The sequence below is a fragment of the Pseudomonas sp. 1176_21 genome, from assembly GCF_052850635.1.
In genome coordinates this window covers 502,306-517,903 of the sequence record NZ_VXCV01000001.1, presented here as the reverse complement: position 1 = coordinate 517,903, position 15,598 = coordinate 502,306, and the positions used below count along the sequence as shown (strand labels likewise).

The window sequence follows — 15,598 nt, the reverse complement described above, 5'->3', positions numbered from 1 at the left end:
CCATCAGCCCAGCAGGTAGGTTTGCACCTCGTTCGCACAGGCCTGCGGATCTTCCTGCATGAAGCAGTGCCCGCCGGGCACCTCGCGCAGCTCGACCCTTGGGTTCAGACGCGCCCAGCGCGCCAGCGACACGGGTACGAAGGGATAGGTGGTGATGCCATGCAGCACCCGTGCGGGTGTCTGCACCTGGGCCAGGGCAGCCCACAGCCCGCGAGGGAACGAACTGAACACGTCCACTTCGCGCGCAGGCCGGCACTTGAGCACTACCCCTTCGCCGCAGTCGCCGATGGCGTGGTCCACATAGGCCTGCAGCGCCTCGTCGTGCCAGCCCTTGAAAATGCCGCGCCCGTGCAGCGCGGCGTAGGCCGCCTCGCGGTCGGGCCAGTGGCTGCGCCGGGTGGCGGCCTTGCGTGCCAGGCCGTGGCGACGGTGCATGCCGAACAGCGTGGCCACGCTCATCACCCCCAGCATCGAGCGGCTGAACACCACAGGGTCAAGCAATACCGCCCGCTGAAACAGGCCCGGTTGCAGCGCCAGCATCAAGCCGGTCAGCACCCCGCCGAAACTGTGGCCCATGGCAAAGCACGCCACCTGCCCGTATTCGCCGCGGCCTGCCTGGAAGGCCTCGATCGCCAGCGCGGCGCTGCGGTTCCAGCCCACGAAGGCGCCGCCATGATCGCTGTCGCCATGGCCCTGCACATCGCACAGCCACAGGTCGAAATGCTCGGCCAGGCGCTCCAGCAGCGGCTGGTAGGCCAGGCAGCAGAACCCGGTGCCGTGGATGAAATGCAGCAGCGGCTTGCCGCTGGCAGGTGAGCGCCAGCCGCGCAGGGTGAAGTGTTCGGCGCAGTCATGCGACCAGGGGATCAGTTCCATCGGGACTCGCTGTGGGGGTTACACAAAACCGGATTCTACAAACAGCAGTGGATACAGCGATAGCACCAGCAGCGCGGCCATCAGCCAATTGAACAGCTTGAGCCAGCGTGGGTCCTGCAGCACGGTGCGCAGCGCGCTGCCGAACATCACCCACACGCACACGCTGGGCAGGTTGACCACGGCGAACACCGCGGCGATCACGATCACGTTGGTCAGGTAGCCCTGGCTGGGTGCATAGGTGGTGATGGCGCCCACGGCCATGACCCAGGCCTTGGGGTTGACCCACTGGAAGGCTGCCGCGCCCCAGAAACCCAGGGGCTTGCGCGTGCCGGGCTCGGCGCTGGTCAGCGGGCCGGAATTGGCGATCTTCCAGGCCAGGTACAGCAGGTAGCTGGCGCCCACGTAGCGCAGCACGCCGTAGGCCAGCGGATAGGCCTTGAACACCTCGCCCAGGCCAAGGCCCACCGCCAGTACCAGCACCATGAAGCCGATACTGATGCCCAGCGCGTGGGGAATGGTGCGACGCACACCGAAGTTCACGCCGGAGGCCAGCAACATGGTGTTGTTGGGGCCGGGGGTGATCGAGGAGACGAAGGCGAACAGCACGAAGGCCATCAGCAGGTTGAGCGAGGTGAGCATGGCGGGTGTCCGGCGGTGTGTTGTTGTGAAGTGACACTAACCAAGTCGGTGCGCAGCGCTGCGATACAGTTGGGGGCAATTGTGGCACTACACTTGGCGAGCCCTCACCACCCTCCAGGCTTCCCGTGCCCTCGAGGGGCAATTGCCTTAGGATAACCCTCCTCGATTTCCGGAACAGAAGCCCCGCCATGCCCGTACATATCCGCCCCGCGCGCGTCGAAGACGCCAGCCAGATCCTCACCTTCATCACCGAGCTTGCCGAGTACGAGCGTGCCCGCCACGAGGTGATCGCCACGGTCGCCGATATCGAGCGCACGCTGTTCGGCGAAGGCAGCAGCACCCAGGCGCTGATCTGCGAGCGTGACGGCCAGGCCATCGGCTTTGCGGTGTACTTCTTCAGTTATTCGACCTGGCTCGGCACCCAGGGCATCTACCTCGAAGACCTGTACGTCACGCCCCAGGCCCGCGGCACGGGTGCGGGCAAGGCGTTGCTGCGTCACCTGGCGCAGGAAGCCTGTGCCAAGGGCTGCGGGCGCCTGGAGTGGAGCGTGCTGGACTGGAACGAACCGGCCATCCAGTTCTACAAGTCCATCGGCGCGCAGCCGCAGGACGAGTGGGTGCGTTATCGCATGGAAGGTGAAACGCTGCGCAGCTTCGCCCAGGGTTGAGACCACGCCATGTTCTTTCGATTGGCCGCCGACGGGCTGGTGCTGTTTCATCTGACGTTCATCGTGTTCGTGATGCTGGGCGGGTTGCTGGTGCTCAGGTGGCCGCGGCTGTGCTGGCTGCACCTGCCGGCTGTGACCTGGGGCGTGCTGGTGGAGGTGCTGCACCTGCCCTGCCCGCTGACCGAATGGGAAAACCGCCTGCGTGCAGCGGCGGGTGACACCGGCTACCCCGACAGCTTTGTGGAGCATTACCTGATACCGCTGATCTACCCGGCCAAGCTGACGGCAGGCATCCAGCTGTGGCTGGGGGCGTTGGTGTTCGTGGTGAATGCGGGGGTCTATGCGTGGTTGTGCTACTCGCGCAGGCGCCGTGCCTTGCGGTGAGTGTTCAGGCCGCTTCGCCGGCAAGGCCGGCTCCTACGGGAGCCGGCCTTGCCGGCGAAGTGGTCACCACAGCACCTGAATCAGGCGCTCACCTCCTCCCGCGCCGCGTAGCGCTGCGCCAGCACCGCACACACCATCAGCTGGATCTGGTGGAACAGCATCAGCGGCAAAATCATCGCGCCAATCGCCCCCCCGGCAAACAGCACCTGGGCCATCGGCACACCGGTGGCCATGCTTTTCTTGGAGCCGGCAAACAGGATGGTGATGCGGTCTTCCACGTTGAACCCCAGCCGCTTGCCCAGCAACTGCGTGCACCACAGCACCACCGCCAGCAACACGCAGCACACCAGCGCCAGCCCCAGCAGCCGCACCAGCGGCACCGACTGCCACAACCCGCTGATCACCGCGTCGCTGAACGCGGTATACACCACCAGCAGGATCGAGCCCTGGTCGACGGTCTTCAGCCAGCGTGCATTGCGAGCCACCCAGGCGCCGATCCAGCGCCGCGCCAGTTGCCCGGCCACGAACGGCACCAGCAGTTGCAGCACGATCTTCAACACCGCATCGAGGTTGGACCCGGTATCGCCCTGCACGCCCATCAGCACCATCACCAGCAACGGCGTCAGCACGATGCCCAGCAGGCTGGAGGCCGCCGCGCTGCAGATCGCCGCCGGGATGTTGCCCCGCGCCAGCGAGGTGAAGGCAATCGCCGACTGCACGGTGGCCGGCAACGCGCACAGGTACAGCACGCCCAGGTACAGCTCGTCGCCCACCAGCGGCAGGAACAGCGGCTTGAACAGCATGCCCAGCAGCGGAAACATTACGAAGGTGCAGCCAAAAACCAGCAGGTGCAGGCGCCAGTGCCCAGCCCCGGCCGCCACCGCCTCGCGCGACAGCTTGGCGCCGTGCAGAAAGAACAGCAGCCCGATGGCCAGGTTGGTCAGCCAGCCAAACACCACCGCGCCCTGGCCCTCGCAGGGCAGCAAGGTGGCCAGTGCAATCACGCCGAGCAGGGCCAGGGTGAAATTGTCGAACAGCAACCGCAGGTGTTTCATGTCACGTCCTGTCTTGTTATTGGGATGGCGCAGACGGTAAGGTTTCTTTTCTTTTCCGACTAACGACAGAACCCCAAGAGTGTCGCCCAAAGGACAACCCCACGCCCCGCGCATCCCGCCCCTGAGCGAGCTCAAGGTACTGCCGCGCCCGCTGTACGGGCAGGCGCAGTCGCTGGCCAACATCGCCCTGGGCTTTCGTCACAAGCATGCCTGGGGGCAACTGTCGTACGCGGCCCAGGGCGTGCTGCATGTGCACACCGGCGCCGGACGCTACGTGGTGCCGCCGCAGCGTGCGGTGTGGATCCCGGCGCATACCCCCCATCAGGTCAGCTGCGCCGACGACACCTGCATCCGCAGCCTGTACATCGAGCACAGCGTGTGGCCGGGCACCCAGTGCCGGGTGATCGGCGTGAATGCCTTGCTGCGCGAGCTGATCCGCACCTTCAGCGGCCTGCCGGTGGCCTACGACACCGAGGGCGCAGACGGGCGCCTGGTCGCCGTGCTGCTCGACCAGCTGGCCAGCGCCCCGCAGGAAGACCTGATTCTGCCGCTGCCCCAGGACACCCGCCTGCGTGCACTGTGCCGGCGCCTGCAGGCACACCCCGAGGACAGCACCGGGCTGGCAGCCTGGAGCCTGAAGTACGGCGTTTCGGAAAAGACCCTGAGCCGGTTGTTTCTGCGTGACACCGGCATGACCTTTCGTACCTGGCGCCAGCGCATGCGCCTGCTCAGTGCGCTGCCAGCACTCAGCCGCGGCGAGCGCGTCACCGACGTGGCCCTGGCCTGCGGCTACGAATCGCTGTCGGCCTTTATCGCCGCCTTTGGCAAACAGTTCGGCCTGTCACCGGGCGAATTCCTCCAGACCCACCGGAAACCCATTACGTGAACCTGTTCAAACCGCATCACCTGCTGAGCGCCCTGCTGCTGGCCAGCCCTGCCGCCTGGGCCGCCACCGTGCCTGACAACCTCGACAACCTGGTGGAGGCCGCCAGCCAGGCCGTGATGCAGGAGCACGCGATACCCGGCATGGCCGTGGCCCTGACAGTCAATGGCCAACACCACTACTACGACTTCGGTGTGGCCTCGCGCGACAGCGGCCAGGCCGTCGACCGCGACACCCTGTTCGAACTGGGCTCGATCAGCAAGACCTTCAACGTCACCCTGGCGGCCTATGCACAGGCCACCGGCAAGCTGAAGCTGACCGACAGCCCGGCCAGCTACCTGCCCGAACTGCGCGGCCGTGCCCTGGAAAACACCAGCCTGCTGAACCTGGCGACCCACACCGCCGGCGGCTTCCCGCTGCAGTTGCCAGACAGCGTGCACGACAACGGGCAACTGATGCGCTACTTCAAGCACTGGACCCCGAGCTACCCGGCAGGCACCCGGCGTACCTATGCCAACCCGAGCATCGGCCTGCTCGGGGTGATCAGCGCCCGCCAACTGGACATGAGCTACCGGTCCGCCCTGCAGGACCTGCTGTTTCCGGCGCTGGGCCTGAACAACACCCATCTGCAGGTACCTGCCAACTGGCAGCGGATGTACGCCCAGGGCTATACCCGCGACAACGTGCCCGCCCGGCTGAGCCCTGCGGTGCTGGCCGACGAAGCCTACGGGGTGAAGTCCAGCAGTGACGACATGCTGCGCTTTGTCGAGGCGAACATGGGCCTGGAGAAACTCGATACGCCCCTCAAGCAGGCTATTGCCGCCACCCATACCGGCTACTACCAGGTGGGCCCCATGACCCAGGACCTGATCTGGGAGCAGTACCCCTACCCGGTCGCATTGCAGACCCTGCTCGACGGCAATGCCAGCCGCATGGCCCTTGAAACCCTCGACGTCACGCCGCTGCAACCCCCGCTGGCCCCGCAGCAGGCGGTGTGGATCAACAAGACCGGCTCCACCAATGGCTTTGGCAGCTACGTGGCGTTCGTGCCCTCGCAGCGGATCGGCATCGTGATCCTGGCCAACAAGAACTACCCCAACGAAGCGCGGGTGAAGCTGGCCTACCAGATCCTCGGCGCCTTGAACGAAGGTAGCCACTGACCGTGAGCAAACCGGTACGCGACACCCTCAAGCTGCTGTTGCTGCTGGCCGGGCTGTGGGGCTTCGCGCGCCTGCCGCCGAGCCTCGGCGCGAACCTGATACTGGTCGGCGGGCTGGCGGCCGGCGGCATCTATGCGCTGCTGAACCTGTCGCGCCTCTTCGCCTTTCTCAGCTACTGGCCAGGGTCGTTGCTGTACAGCGTGGTCGTGGTGTACCTGTGCAAGCTGTCTGCGCAACGGATGCTCAATGCGCGCTTTGGCATCGAGGTGGACTACCTGGACAACGCGGCGGTGGTGTATGGGGCGCTCTATTCCATCCCGTTCTCGCTGATGCTGCTGGGGGTCTACCTGCTGTTGCCCCAGTGGCTGCGCAGGGCGGCTGGCAGACTACGCCCCGGCGCCGCCCCGGCCCCGGCGCAGAAAGTGCCGACGTTCGAACCCTTCTTTGCCGCGGCCTTGGTCTGTTGTGCGGGGTTTGCCCTGCAGCAGCTTGACGAGGGCCTGGAGTACGCCCTGATCGTCGATGCCATGCCCGCCTCCAACTGCGGCCCGGTCGACGCGGGCACTGCATGGCTGCGCAAGAACCACAGCCAGTGCTACAGGCTGCAGGGCAACCCGTTCACCGGCACCTTCAGCCTGCAGCAGGTCGACAGCCCGGCGCCCTGATGCTGCGTGCAGTGAACCTCTGCCGCACCCCGCCCCTCGAATGCTCAGGGGCCAGCGTTGGCCCGACCCCATGCGACGGTGCCTTCGATGAGTTTTACCCTGTGGATCGCCGTGTTCGGCGCCGTGTTGCTGATCCTGGCCCTGACCTCGTCGTACCTGCGCTGGATGCCGGTGACCACCTCGGCGGTGTGCCTGCTGCTGGGCATCGGCATCGGCCCGCTGGGGCTGGGCCTGTTGCACCTGGACCTGGACCACGCCGCCGGCTGGCTCAAGCACCTGACCGAAGTCGCGTTGCTGTTCTCGCTGTTCATCAGTGGCCTGAAGCTGCGCCTGCCGCTGCGCAGCCGTGTCTGGCGGGTGGCATTCGGCCTGGCCGGCCCGGTGATGCTGCTGAGCATCGGTGGCTTCAGCGTGGTGCTGCACTACCTGGGTGACATGGCGTGGGCGCCGGCCCTGCTGATCGGCGCCATCCTTGCGCCCACCGACCCGGTGCTGGCAGCGCTGGTGCAGGTCAACGATGCGCAGGACCACGACCCGCTGCGCTTCGGCCTGTCGGGCGAGGCCGGGCTCAACGACGGCGTGGCCTTTCCCTTCGTGCTGCTGGGCTTGCTGCTGGTGCAGGGCCAGGCCGTCGACGGCTCGGCGCTGTTCACCTGGTTGTGGCGCGACCTGCTGTGGGCGATGCCGGTGGGGTTGCTGGTGGGCTACTGGATGGGCAAGTTGCTGGGGCGCCTGACCCTGACCCTGCGCATCAGCCATGCCGACAGCACGCTCACCCCCAACGACTACCTGGCATTGGCGCTGATTGCACTGGCGTATGTGGTGGCCGACACCCTGCACGCCTATGGGTTTCTGGCGGTGTTTGCCGCCGGGCTGGGGCTGCGCCAGGCCGAGGTGAGCTTCACCGGCGGTTCGCAGACCCCGTCCGAGCACCTGGCGCAACCGGTGGCTGGGCACCTGGAAGCCGCGCCGGAGAATGCGGTGCATGGCGACCTGGACAACCTCGAAGACACCCAGGTGGCGGCCGGGGTGATGATGGGCGACATGCTTGCTTTCGGCAGCCTGGTGGAGCGGGTGATGGAAGTGTTTCTGGTGACCGTGCTCGGCGTGGCGCTGGCCAGCCACTGGGACTGGCGCGCACTGGGCTTTGGCCTGGCGTTGTTCTGCGTGGTGCGCCCGTTGAGCGTGTTGCTGATGCCTTGGGGCAGCCTGCTCGACCTGCGCCAGCGGCTGATGGTCGGCTGGTTCGGCATTCGTGGCATCGGCAGCCTGTTCTACCTGTTCTACGCCCTGAGCCACGGCCTTGGCGGCACGCTTTCGGCGCAGTGCCTGAACATCACGCTGTCGGTGGTGGCGTTGAGCATCGTGGTGCATGGCCTGAGCACGCAACCGATGCTGAACTACTACGGGCGGCGCGGCTGACCGCCCCTGCTGGCGAAATACCCTTCGCACAGGCCATGGTGCGTTGCAATCAATGTGGGAGCCGGCCTTGCCGGCGAAGCGCCGCGCGGGCGGCGCTCGATTTCATGGGCGCTGCAACTGTGTTGGCTGGCGCATCGGCCCTCACTGCGATCCCACGCCGGAGCTTTCTTTGGAGCGTTGCAACCGGGTGGTTTGAAATCGCACCAAAACCAAACAGTGCACACTTGAGTTCACCGGCGCCCTCAAGACCGAGCGCCGCTCGCGCGGCGCTTCGCCGGCAAGGCCGGCTCACACATTTTTAAAACCACCCTGGCCCGCAGAATCGCCATGGCACAACCCGATGTACCCACCTGCCCCAACCTGGCCTACCCTTCACCCATGCTCATCGTCGAAAACCTGCACAAGACCTTCACCACCGCCCAAGGCACCCTGCCGGTGCTGCGCGGTGTCGATCTGCACCTGCCCGCCGCCACCAGCCTGGCGCTGATGGGCGAGTCCGGCAGCGGCAAGAGCACGCTGCTGCACCTGATAGCCGGCCTCGAACGCCCCGACAGCGGGCGCATTCTGTTCGACGGCCAACCGCTACACACCCGCACCGAAGCCGGGCTCGCCCACTGGCGCCGACAAGGCATCGGCCTGGTGTTCCAGCAATACAACCTGATCAGCAGCCTGGACGTGGCCGCCAACCTGGCCTTTCAGGCGCGCCTGGCCGGCCGTCATGACCCGGCCTGGGTCACCCACCTTGCCGAGCGCCTGGGCCTGGCGCCGCTGCTGCAACGCTACCCCGAGCAACTCTCCGGCGGGCAGCAGCAACGCCTGGCAATCGGCCGCGCACTGGCCTCGCGCCCCGCGCTGGTGCTGGCCGACGAACCCACCGGCAGCCTCGACGAAGCCAGCAGCGAAAACGTGCTCGACCTGCTGCTGGAGCTGGTCGGGGCAAGCAACAGCAGCCTGCTGATGGTCACCCACAGCGCCCACCTGGCCACCCGCCTGCACCAGCGCCTGACCCTGCACCTGGGCCGGGTACGCGCATGATCGGCCTGTGCCTGCAGGCGCTGCTCAGCCACTGGCGGCGCCACCCCCTGCAATGCGCCAGCATCCTCACCGGGCTGTGGCTGGCCACCACCCTGTGGGCCGGGGTCCAGGCGCTCAACCAGCAGGCCCGCGCCGACTACGCGCGGGCCAACGCGCTGCTGACCGGCGCAGCGCAGGCGCAGGTGAGCCCGCGCCACGGCGAACGCTTCGACCAGCACGCCTACATTCAACTGCGCCGGGCCGGCTGGCCGGTGTCGCCGGTGCTCGAAGGCCGCCTGCGCTTTGCCGGCGCCGAACCGGTCAGCGTGAAGCTGCTGGGCATCGAGCCGCTGAGCCTGCCACCCGGCAGCGCCATCGCCGGCCAGGCCGCCCAACGCATCGACCCCGCAGCCTTCATCGGCCCCCCGGGCCAGGCATGGATCGCACCCGACACCCTGCAGCGCCTTGGCCTGGCGCCCGGTGCCGAACCGCTGAGCGGCGACGGCCAGCGTCTGCCGCCGTTGCAGGTACAGGCGCAGCTGGCCCCGGGGGTAATGGTGGTCGACATCGGCCAGGCCCAATGCCTGCTGCAGGCACCGCAACAGCTCTCGCGATTGCTGATACCCGCCGGCTACACCCCGCCCGCGCTGCCCGAGGGCCTGAACGAGCTACTGGTGGTGCAGGCCGCCAGCGACACCGACGACCTGCAACGGCTGACCGAAAGCTTTCACCTCAACCTCACTGCGCTGGGCCTGCTGGCCTTCCTGGTGGGGCTGTTCATCGTGCATGCGGCCATCGGCCTGGCCCTGGAGCAGCGCCGCAGCCTGTTGCGCACCCTACGTGCCTGCGGCGTGAGTGTGCGTGCGCTGGTGACTGCCCTGGCCATCGAACTGGGGCTGTTCGCGCTGCTGGCCGGGCTGGCCGGGGTGGCCTGCGGTTACCTGCTGGCCAGCCTGCTGCTGGGTGACGTGGCCGCCAGCCTGCGCGGCCTGTATGGCGCCCAGGTGGCCGGGCACCTGAGCCTGCCGCTGCACTGGTGGCTGAGCGGGCTGGCCATCAGCCTGCTCGGGGCAGCACTGGCCGGTGCCGGCAGCCTGCTGCGCGCCGCGCGCCTGCCGCTGCTGGCGCTGGCACAGCCCCAGGCCTGGCGCCAGGCGCAGGTGCGCTGGCTGCGACGCCAGGCACTGCTGGCGCTACTGCTGCTGGCCGTGGCCCTGGGGTGCTGGCGCTGGGGCGCGAGCCTGCCGGCGGCCTTCACCCTGCTGGCCGCCTTGCTGCTGGGCGCCGCGCTGATGCTGCCACTGCTGCTCGATGGCGCCCTGGCGCTGTTGCAGCGGCTGTGCCACCGGCCGCTGGCGCAGTGGTTCGTGGCCGACAGCCGCCAGCAACTGCCGGCCCTGGCACTGGCGCTGATGGCGTTGCTGCTGGCGCTGGCCGCCAGCGTCGGGGTGGGCAGCATGACGTCCGGGTTCCGCCAGACCTTTCTGGTCTGGCTCGATCAACGGCTGTCGGCCGAGCTCTACGTGACCCCGCATGACACCGCCCAGGGCCTGGCCATCGCGGCCTGGCTACCCACCCAGCCAGGGGTGCGCGCCGTGCTCGCGCAGTGGCGCACCGAAGTGCGCGTAGGCGGCGCCCCGGTGCAGGTGCAGGGGGTGATCGACCACCCGGCCTACGCGCAGCACTGGCCGCTGCTCGAACAGCGCAGCGAGGCGTGGCGCCAGTTGGCCAGCGGCGCCGGGGCGATGCTCAGCGAACAGTTGGCACGGCGCCTGGCGCTGGACCTGGGCGATCGCCTGAGCTTGCCCGGCGCTGCGCCCCTTGACGTGGTGGCCGTATACGCCGACTACGGCAACCCGCGCGGGCAGGTGCTGGTGAACGCCGACTGGCTGCGGCGCACCTGGCCCGAGGCCACGCTCAACACCCTCAACCTGCGCGTGGCGAGCGAGCAGGTGGCGACGCTCAAGGCCGCGCTGCAGCAACGCTATGCGCTGGACGGCACCCGGCTCGTGGACCAGCGCACCCTCAGGCGCTGGTCGGTGGAGGTGTTCGAGCGCACCTTCGCCGCCACCGCCGCACTCAACAGCCTGACCCTGGGCGTGGCCGGCGTGGCCCTGTTGATCAGCCTTTTGACCCTGGGCCAGAGCCGGCTCGGCCAGTTGGCGCCGCTATGGGCACTGGGCGTCAGGCGCCAGCACCTGGCCTGGCTGTCGCTGGGGCAGACGCTGCTGCTGGCCAGCCTGACCGTGCTGCTGGCAATTCCCCTGGGCCTGCTGCTGGCCTGGTGCCTGGTGGCGGTGGTCAACGTGCAGGCGTTCGGCTGGCGCCTGCCGTTGCAGGTGTTCCCTGGCCAGCTGCTGCAACTGGCACTGCTGGGCCTGTTCACCGCCCTGCTCGCCGCCGCCGGCCCCCTGTGGCAACTGGCCCGCCGCCAGCCCGCCGAACTGCTGAGGCACTATGCCGATGGAACCTAGACAGTGGGGCGTCCTGCTGCTGTGCCTGCTGCTGGGCGCCTGCGACCCCTCGCCACCGCCACCCGCCGGTTTTGCCGGCCTGGGCCAGGACGCTGCAGCCTTTGCCCCGGTGGTGCGCGGCCAACCGTTGCAGTTCCCGCGTGACCACGGCGCCCATGCGGGGTATCGCATCGAATGGTGGTACGTGACCGCCAACCTGCGCGATGCACAGGGCCGCGACTGGGGTGCGCAATGGACCCTGTTCCGTTCGGCGCTGCGCCCCGGCGCCGAACAGCCGGGCTGGGCCAGCCCCGCCGTATGGCTGGGGCACGCGGCGTTGAGCGGGCCGTTTGGCCATCAGTTCAGTGAAACGCTGGCGCGTGGCGGTGTCGGCCAGGCGGACGTGCAGGCGCAACCGTTCAAGGCCTGGATCGACGACTGGTCGCTGCAGGCGGTGGGCGGCCAAGGCATCGAGCAGTTGCAGATGCGCGCAGGCGGCAACGGCTTCAGCTACGACCTGCAACTGAGCAGCCAGCAGCCCCTGGTGCTGCAGGGCGATCAGGGCTACAGCGAGAAGTCCGGCCAGGGCCAGGCGTCGTATTACTACAGCCAGCCGTTCTATGCCGTGCGCGGTGAAGTACAGCACGAGGGCCGGCGCGTCGAGGTGACCGGCAACGCCTGGCTCGACCGCGAATGGAGCAGCCAGCCGCTGGCCCCCGACCAGCACGGTTGGGACTGGTTTTCGCTGCACCTGGACAACGGCACGCGGCTGATGCTGTTCCAGGTCCGTCAGGCCGATGCACAACCGTACCGGGCAGGCACCTGGATTGCCGCCGACGGCAGCAGCACCGCGCTCAACGGTGCGCAGATCGTACTTGAGCCGCTGGCCCGCACCCAACTGGTCGACGGCCCGCAGGTGCCCACGCGCTGGCGGGTGCAGGTGCCCGACCGGCAGCTGGACATCGAGGTCGACGCCCTGGTGCCGCAGGCCTGGATGGGCACCCGCTTTCCCTACTGGGAAGGCCCGGTGAAGGTACAGGGCAGCACGGCCGGGCGTGGCTACCTGGAAATGACCGGCTATTCGCGCTGAGCGCCACCGACGCAGCGGCTATTCTTGCCTGAACGCCCACCTGCCTGGAGTTGCACCATGCCTGGCCTGTCTACTTCCGCCCCCCGTGGCTGGACGCAGTGGTGCAAACCGCTGGCGTTCCTGCTGGTGGCCGCCATCGGCCTGTACTACGTGAAATGGTCGCCCTACTACGCCAAGTCGTTTGTTGCCGCCGACAGCCACAGCATCGGCGCCTCGATCCTGGACGATCACCAGTACGCACCGCTGACGGCAGCGCTGGCGTATGCCCAGGTGTACTTCCTGGCCATCTGGAAGGCGGCGCTGCTGGCGGTGATCCTCGGCTCGCTGGTTCAGGTGCTGATACCGCGCGACTGGCTGCTGCGCCTGTTCGGCAAGGCCGGGCTGGGCTCGACCCTGCGTGGCGGCCTGTTCGCCCTGCCGGGCATGATGTGCAGTTGCTGCGCGGCACCGGTGGCTGCCGGGCTGCGTCGGCAGAATGTGTCGGTAGGCGCGGCGCTGGCGTTCTGGATCGCCAACCCGGTGCTCAACCCGGCCACGCTGGTGTTCATGGGCTTCGTGCTGGGCTGGGAGTTCAGTGCCCTGCGCCTGGTGGCAGGTGTGGTGCTGGTGGTGGGGGTGTCGCTGTTCGCCCAGCGCATCTCGCGCCCGGACGTACTGCCCGAACCCGCAGTGGACGCGGCCAATGTGGCCAGTACCCCGGTGCCCGGCAGCCTGCTGGCACGCTGGATGAAAACCCTGTGGCAGCTGTTCTGGATCACCATCCCGATCTATGTGCTGGCCGTGCTGGTACTGGGCGCGGCGCGGGTATGGCTGTTTCCGCATGTCGAGGGCGGCATGGGTTCAGGGCTGGTGTGGCTGGTACCGCTGGCGGTGGTCGGCACGCTGTTCGTGATCCCGACGGCGGCGGAAATCCCGATCGTGCAGACGCTGATGGCCCTGGGGCTGGGCACCGCGCCGGCGGTGGCATTGCTGATGACCTTGCCCAGCGTGAGCCTGCCGTCACTGCTGATGCTGCGCACCTCCTTCGATACGCGGGTGCTGGTGTGGGTTGCGCTGCTGACGATGCTGGTGGGGGTGCTCAGCGGGCTGGTTGCGCTGCTGGTGCTCTAGGGCCGGCGTGCACCGCCCCCACAGCACCGGCACAGGTGCCTACAGCCGCCTTTCGCGCAGGTAGGCCAGCACCGCGGCCCGATCGCCGGCGAACTCGATGCGCGCCGCCTTGGCATCGCGCTGGTAGGCGTACATCGGGTCGTAGTACTCGCTCAGCAGGCCCTCGATCCACGCACGGTGCAGCTCCACCGCGCCGCTCGCACGCTGCACCTGCAACGCCGCGTCCATCGCCGCCGCCAGGCGCTGGTAACGCTCGCCACCCAGGCGCCGGACAATGCCCGACAGGCTCTCGCGCAGCCGCCCGGCAAAGTGTTCGAAGCCCTGCTCCGGCCCGTGGGCCAGCACGAACTCGGCGCACAGGTCGATCACATAGTCCTGCAGGATTCGTTGCACGCGGCATTCCAGGCTGTCTTCGAGCCACACCAGCGGCGCCTGCTGCATGCGCCGGTACAGGCCCAGCGGCACCGCGCGGCTGCCGATCATGCGCCCCTCGTCCTCGAGCACGAACTGCTCGATGCCGGCGTTGCGCTTTTTCAGCAGGTCCACCGCCAGGGTATTTTCAAAACCGATCTGCGCCGGCTGCGCAGTGGCATGCCGGCCGAAGCTGGAGCCACGGTGGTTGGCGTGCCACTCCAGGTCCAGCGCATTGTCCAGCTGCGCCAGCGCCTCGGTCTTGCCGGTGCCGGTCATGCCGCCCAGCAGCACGAAATCGCACTGCGCCACGGCCTGGTCGCCAACCTCCAGCAGAAACGTGCGCAAGGCCTTGTAGCCCCCGCCTACGCGCCGGTAGCGGATACCGGCCTCATCGCGCAGCCACTGCTGGGTGATCTGCGAACGCAGGCCACCGCGAAAGCAGTACAGCAGGCCATCGGGGTTGGCCCGGGCGAACTGCGCCCAGGCCTGGATACGGGCCTGGCGCAGCGCCCCGGACACCAGCTGGTGCCCGAGCACCATTGCCGCCTGCTGGCCATGCTGCTTGTAGCAGGTGCCCACCTGCTGGCGCTCGTCGTCGTTCATCAACGGCAGATTGCTGGCGTGGGTGAACGCGCCCTTGTCGAACTCGACCGGTGCGCGCACATCCATCAGGGGCACATCGTCGAGAAAGATCGAACGGTAGTCGGTGCAGTCGTCGTGCATCAACACACCTCGACCGCATGGGTGCCGCGCGCCACCAGCGTGCCGATCGGCGTCAGCGCCAGGCCCTGTGCCTGCGTCAGCTCGAGAAACGCCGCCTGCCCTTCGGGTGCCACCGCCACCAGCAGCCCGCCACTGGTCTGCGGGTCGCACAACAGCAGCTTGTGCGCCTCGCTCAACGGGCCGATGCGCTCGCCATAGCTGTCGAAGTTGCGCAGCGTGCCACCGGGTACGCAACCCTGCTCGATGTAGTGCTCGACACTGGCCAGGCGCGGTACCTGCGCCGCTTCCAGGCGCGCGGTCACACCGCTGCCATCGGCCATTTCCACCAGGTGGCCGAGCAAGCCGAAGCCGGTGACGTCGGTCATGGCCTTGACCCCCTCCAGGCGCGCGATCTGGCTGCCGATACGGTTGAGGGTGCACATCTGGTCACGCGCCAGGCCCACGTCTTCGGCGCGCAGCAGGCCCTTCTTCTCCGCCGTGGTGAGCACGCCGATGCCCAGCGGCTTGGTCAGGTACAGCTGGCAGCCGACGGTGGCGGTGTCGTTGCGCTTGATGTGGCGCTTGTCGACGATGCCGGTGACCGCCAGGCCGAAGATCGGCTCGGGGGCGTCGATCGAATGCCCGCCGGCCAGGGGAATGCCGGCCGCATCGCACACCGCGCGCCCGCCGCGGATCACCTCGCGGGCGATCTCCGGGGCCAGCACGTTGACCGGCCAGCCCAGGATGGCGATGGCCATCAGCGGGTCGCCGCCCATGGCGTAGATGTCGCTGATGGCGTTGGTGGCCGCAATGCGGCCGAAATCGAAGGGGTCGTCGACGATGGGCATGAAGAAGTCGGTGGTCGAGACCACGCCGCGCTCGTCATCGATGGCATACACCGCCGCGTCGTCGCGCGAGGCGTTGCCCACCCACAGGCGCGGGTCGAGGTTCTGCGCGCCGCTGCCGGCGAGGATCACCTCGAGCACCTTGGGTGAAATCTTGCAGCCACAGCCGGCGCCGTGGCTGTACTGGGTAAGGCGTACTGGTTCGTTCATCGGTTGTC

At 68.0% G+C, this 15,598-nt stretch carries 15 protein-coding genes; 10 read left to right on the top strand and 5 right to left on the bottom strand.

Annotated features, from left to right (window positions below):
- Positions 1–3: 3 nt before the first annotated feature.
- Together FW760_RS02565 and FW760_RS02560 are read right to left on the bottom strand one after the other, a co-directional pair.
- Complete coding sequence (locus FW760_RS02565) at positions 4–876, bottom strand: alpha/beta fold hydrolase (RefSeq protein WP_058540269.1); 873 nt, start codon at positions 874–876, stop codon at positions 4–6.
- Positions 877–894: 18 nt separating this feature from the next.
- Positions 895–1,515 carry a LysE family translocator gene (locus tag FW760_RS02560; RefSeq protein WP_088515103.1) on the bottom strand — a complete coding sequence of 207 codons (621 nt, stop codon included), beginning with the start codon at positions 1,513–1,515 and terminating at the stop codon, positions 895–897.
- Positions 1,516–1,703: 188 nt separating this feature from the next.
- On the opposite strand from FW760_RS02560, the gene FW760_RS02555 reads away from it, so the two are divergent.
- Positions 1,704–2,183: a GNAT family N-acetyltransferase gene (locus FW760_RS02555; RefSeq protein ID WP_043860231.1), complete on the top strand. Its 480-nt coding sequence runs from the start codon at positions 1,704–1,706 to the stop codon at positions 2,181–2,183.
- Between the two features lie 9 nt (positions 2,184–2,192).
- Positions 2,193–2,567, top strand: coding sequence for a DUF2784 domain-containing protein (locus FW760_RS02550; RefSeq protein WP_043860232.1), 375 nt, complete (start codon positions 2,193–2,195; stop codon positions 2,565–2,567).
- Positions 2,568–2,647: 80 nt separating this feature from the next.
- On the opposite strand, the gene FW760_RS02545 is transcribed toward FW760_RS02550, so the two are convergent.
- On the bottom strand, positions 2,648–3,622 hold the full coding sequence (locus FW760_RS02545; RefSeq protein WP_043860233.1) for a bile acid:sodium symporter family protein: 975 nt from the start codon (positions 3,620–3,622) through the stop codon (positions 2,648–2,650).
- A gap of 79 nt (positions 3,623–3,701) precedes the next feature.
- On the opposite strand from FW760_RS02545, the gene FW760_RS02540 reads away from it, so the two are divergent.
- The 8 genes from FW760_RS02540 to FW760_RS02505 all read left to right on the top strand — a co-directional run bounded on the left by FW760_RS02540 (position 3,702) and on the right by FW760_RS02505 (position 13,419).
- Positions 3,702–4,508: an AraC family transcriptional regulator gene (locus FW760_RS02540; protein ID WP_054914413.1), complete on the top strand. Its 807-nt coding sequence runs from the start codon at positions 3,702–3,704 to the stop codon at positions 4,506–4,508.
- Positions 4,505–5,665: a class C beta-lactamase gene (gene ampC, locus FW760_RS02535; protein ID WP_256589675.1), complete on the top strand. Its 1,161-nt coding sequence runs from the start codon at positions 4,505–4,507 to the stop codon at positions 5,663–5,665. Before FW760_RS02540 ends, ampC begins: the two co-directional genes overlap by 4 nt.
- Before the next feature lie 2 nt (positions 5,666–5,667).
- A complete protein-coding gene (locus tag FW760_RS02530) occupies positions 5,668–6,330 on the top strand; it encodes a hypothetical protein (RefSeq protein WP_043860235.1) in 663 nt (220 codons plus the stop codon).
- An 87-nt stretch (positions 6,331–6,417) separates the two neighbouring features.
- Positions 6,418–7,752, top strand: a complete 1,335-nt coding sequence (locus FW760_RS02525) for a cation:proton antiporter (RefSeq protein WP_043860236.1) — start codon at positions 6,418–6,420, stop codon at positions 7,750–7,752.
- 378 nt (positions 7,753–8,130) lie between these two features.
- A complete protein-coding gene (locus FW760_RS02520) occupies positions 8,131–8,787 on the top strand; it encodes an ABC transporter ATP-binding protein (RefSeq protein WP_043860253.1) in 657 nt (218 codons plus the stop codon).
- The gene (locus FW760_RS02515) at positions 8,784–11,240 is read left to right on the top strand and encodes an FtsX-like permease family protein (protein ID WP_446443559.1); all 2,457 of its coding nucleotides are present in this window, start codon (positions 8,784–8,786) and stop codon (positions 11,238–11,240) included. The genes FW760_RS02520 and FW760_RS02515 overlap by 4 nt, the downstream gene beginning before the upstream one ends.
- The gene (locus FW760_RS02510; RefSeq protein ID WP_054914410.1) at positions 11,230–12,309 is read left to right on the top strand and encodes a lipocalin-like domain-containing protein; all 1,080 of its coding nucleotides are present in this window, start codon (positions 11,230–11,232) and stop codon (positions 12,307–12,309) included. The genes FW760_RS02515 and FW760_RS02510 overlap by 11 nt, the downstream gene beginning before the upstream one ends.
- Before the next feature lie 57 nt (positions 12,310–12,366).
- On the top strand, positions 12,367–13,419 hold the full coding sequence (locus FW760_RS02505) for a permease (RefSeq protein WP_446443558.1): 1,053 nt from the start codon (positions 12,367–12,369) through the stop codon (positions 13,417–13,419).
- Between the two features lie 39 nt (positions 13,420–13,458).
- Here the strand turns inward: FW760_RS02505 and mnmH are convergent, their stop codons facing one another.
- Positions 13,459–14,556, bottom strand: coding sequence for a tRNA 2-selenouridine(34) synthase MnmH (gene mnmH, locus FW760_RS02500; RefSeq protein WP_446443557.1), 1,098 nt, complete (start codon positions 14,554–14,556; stop codon positions 13,459–13,461).
- Positions 14,556–15,590: a selenide, water dikinase SelD gene (gene selD / locus FW760_RS02495; RefSeq protein ID WP_043860242.1), complete on the bottom strand. Its 1,035-nt coding sequence runs from the start codon at positions 15,588–15,590 to the stop codon at positions 14,556–14,558. The genes mnmH and selD overlap by 1 nt, the downstream gene beginning before the upstream one ends.
- Positions 15,591–15,598 lie beyond the last annotated feature (8 nt).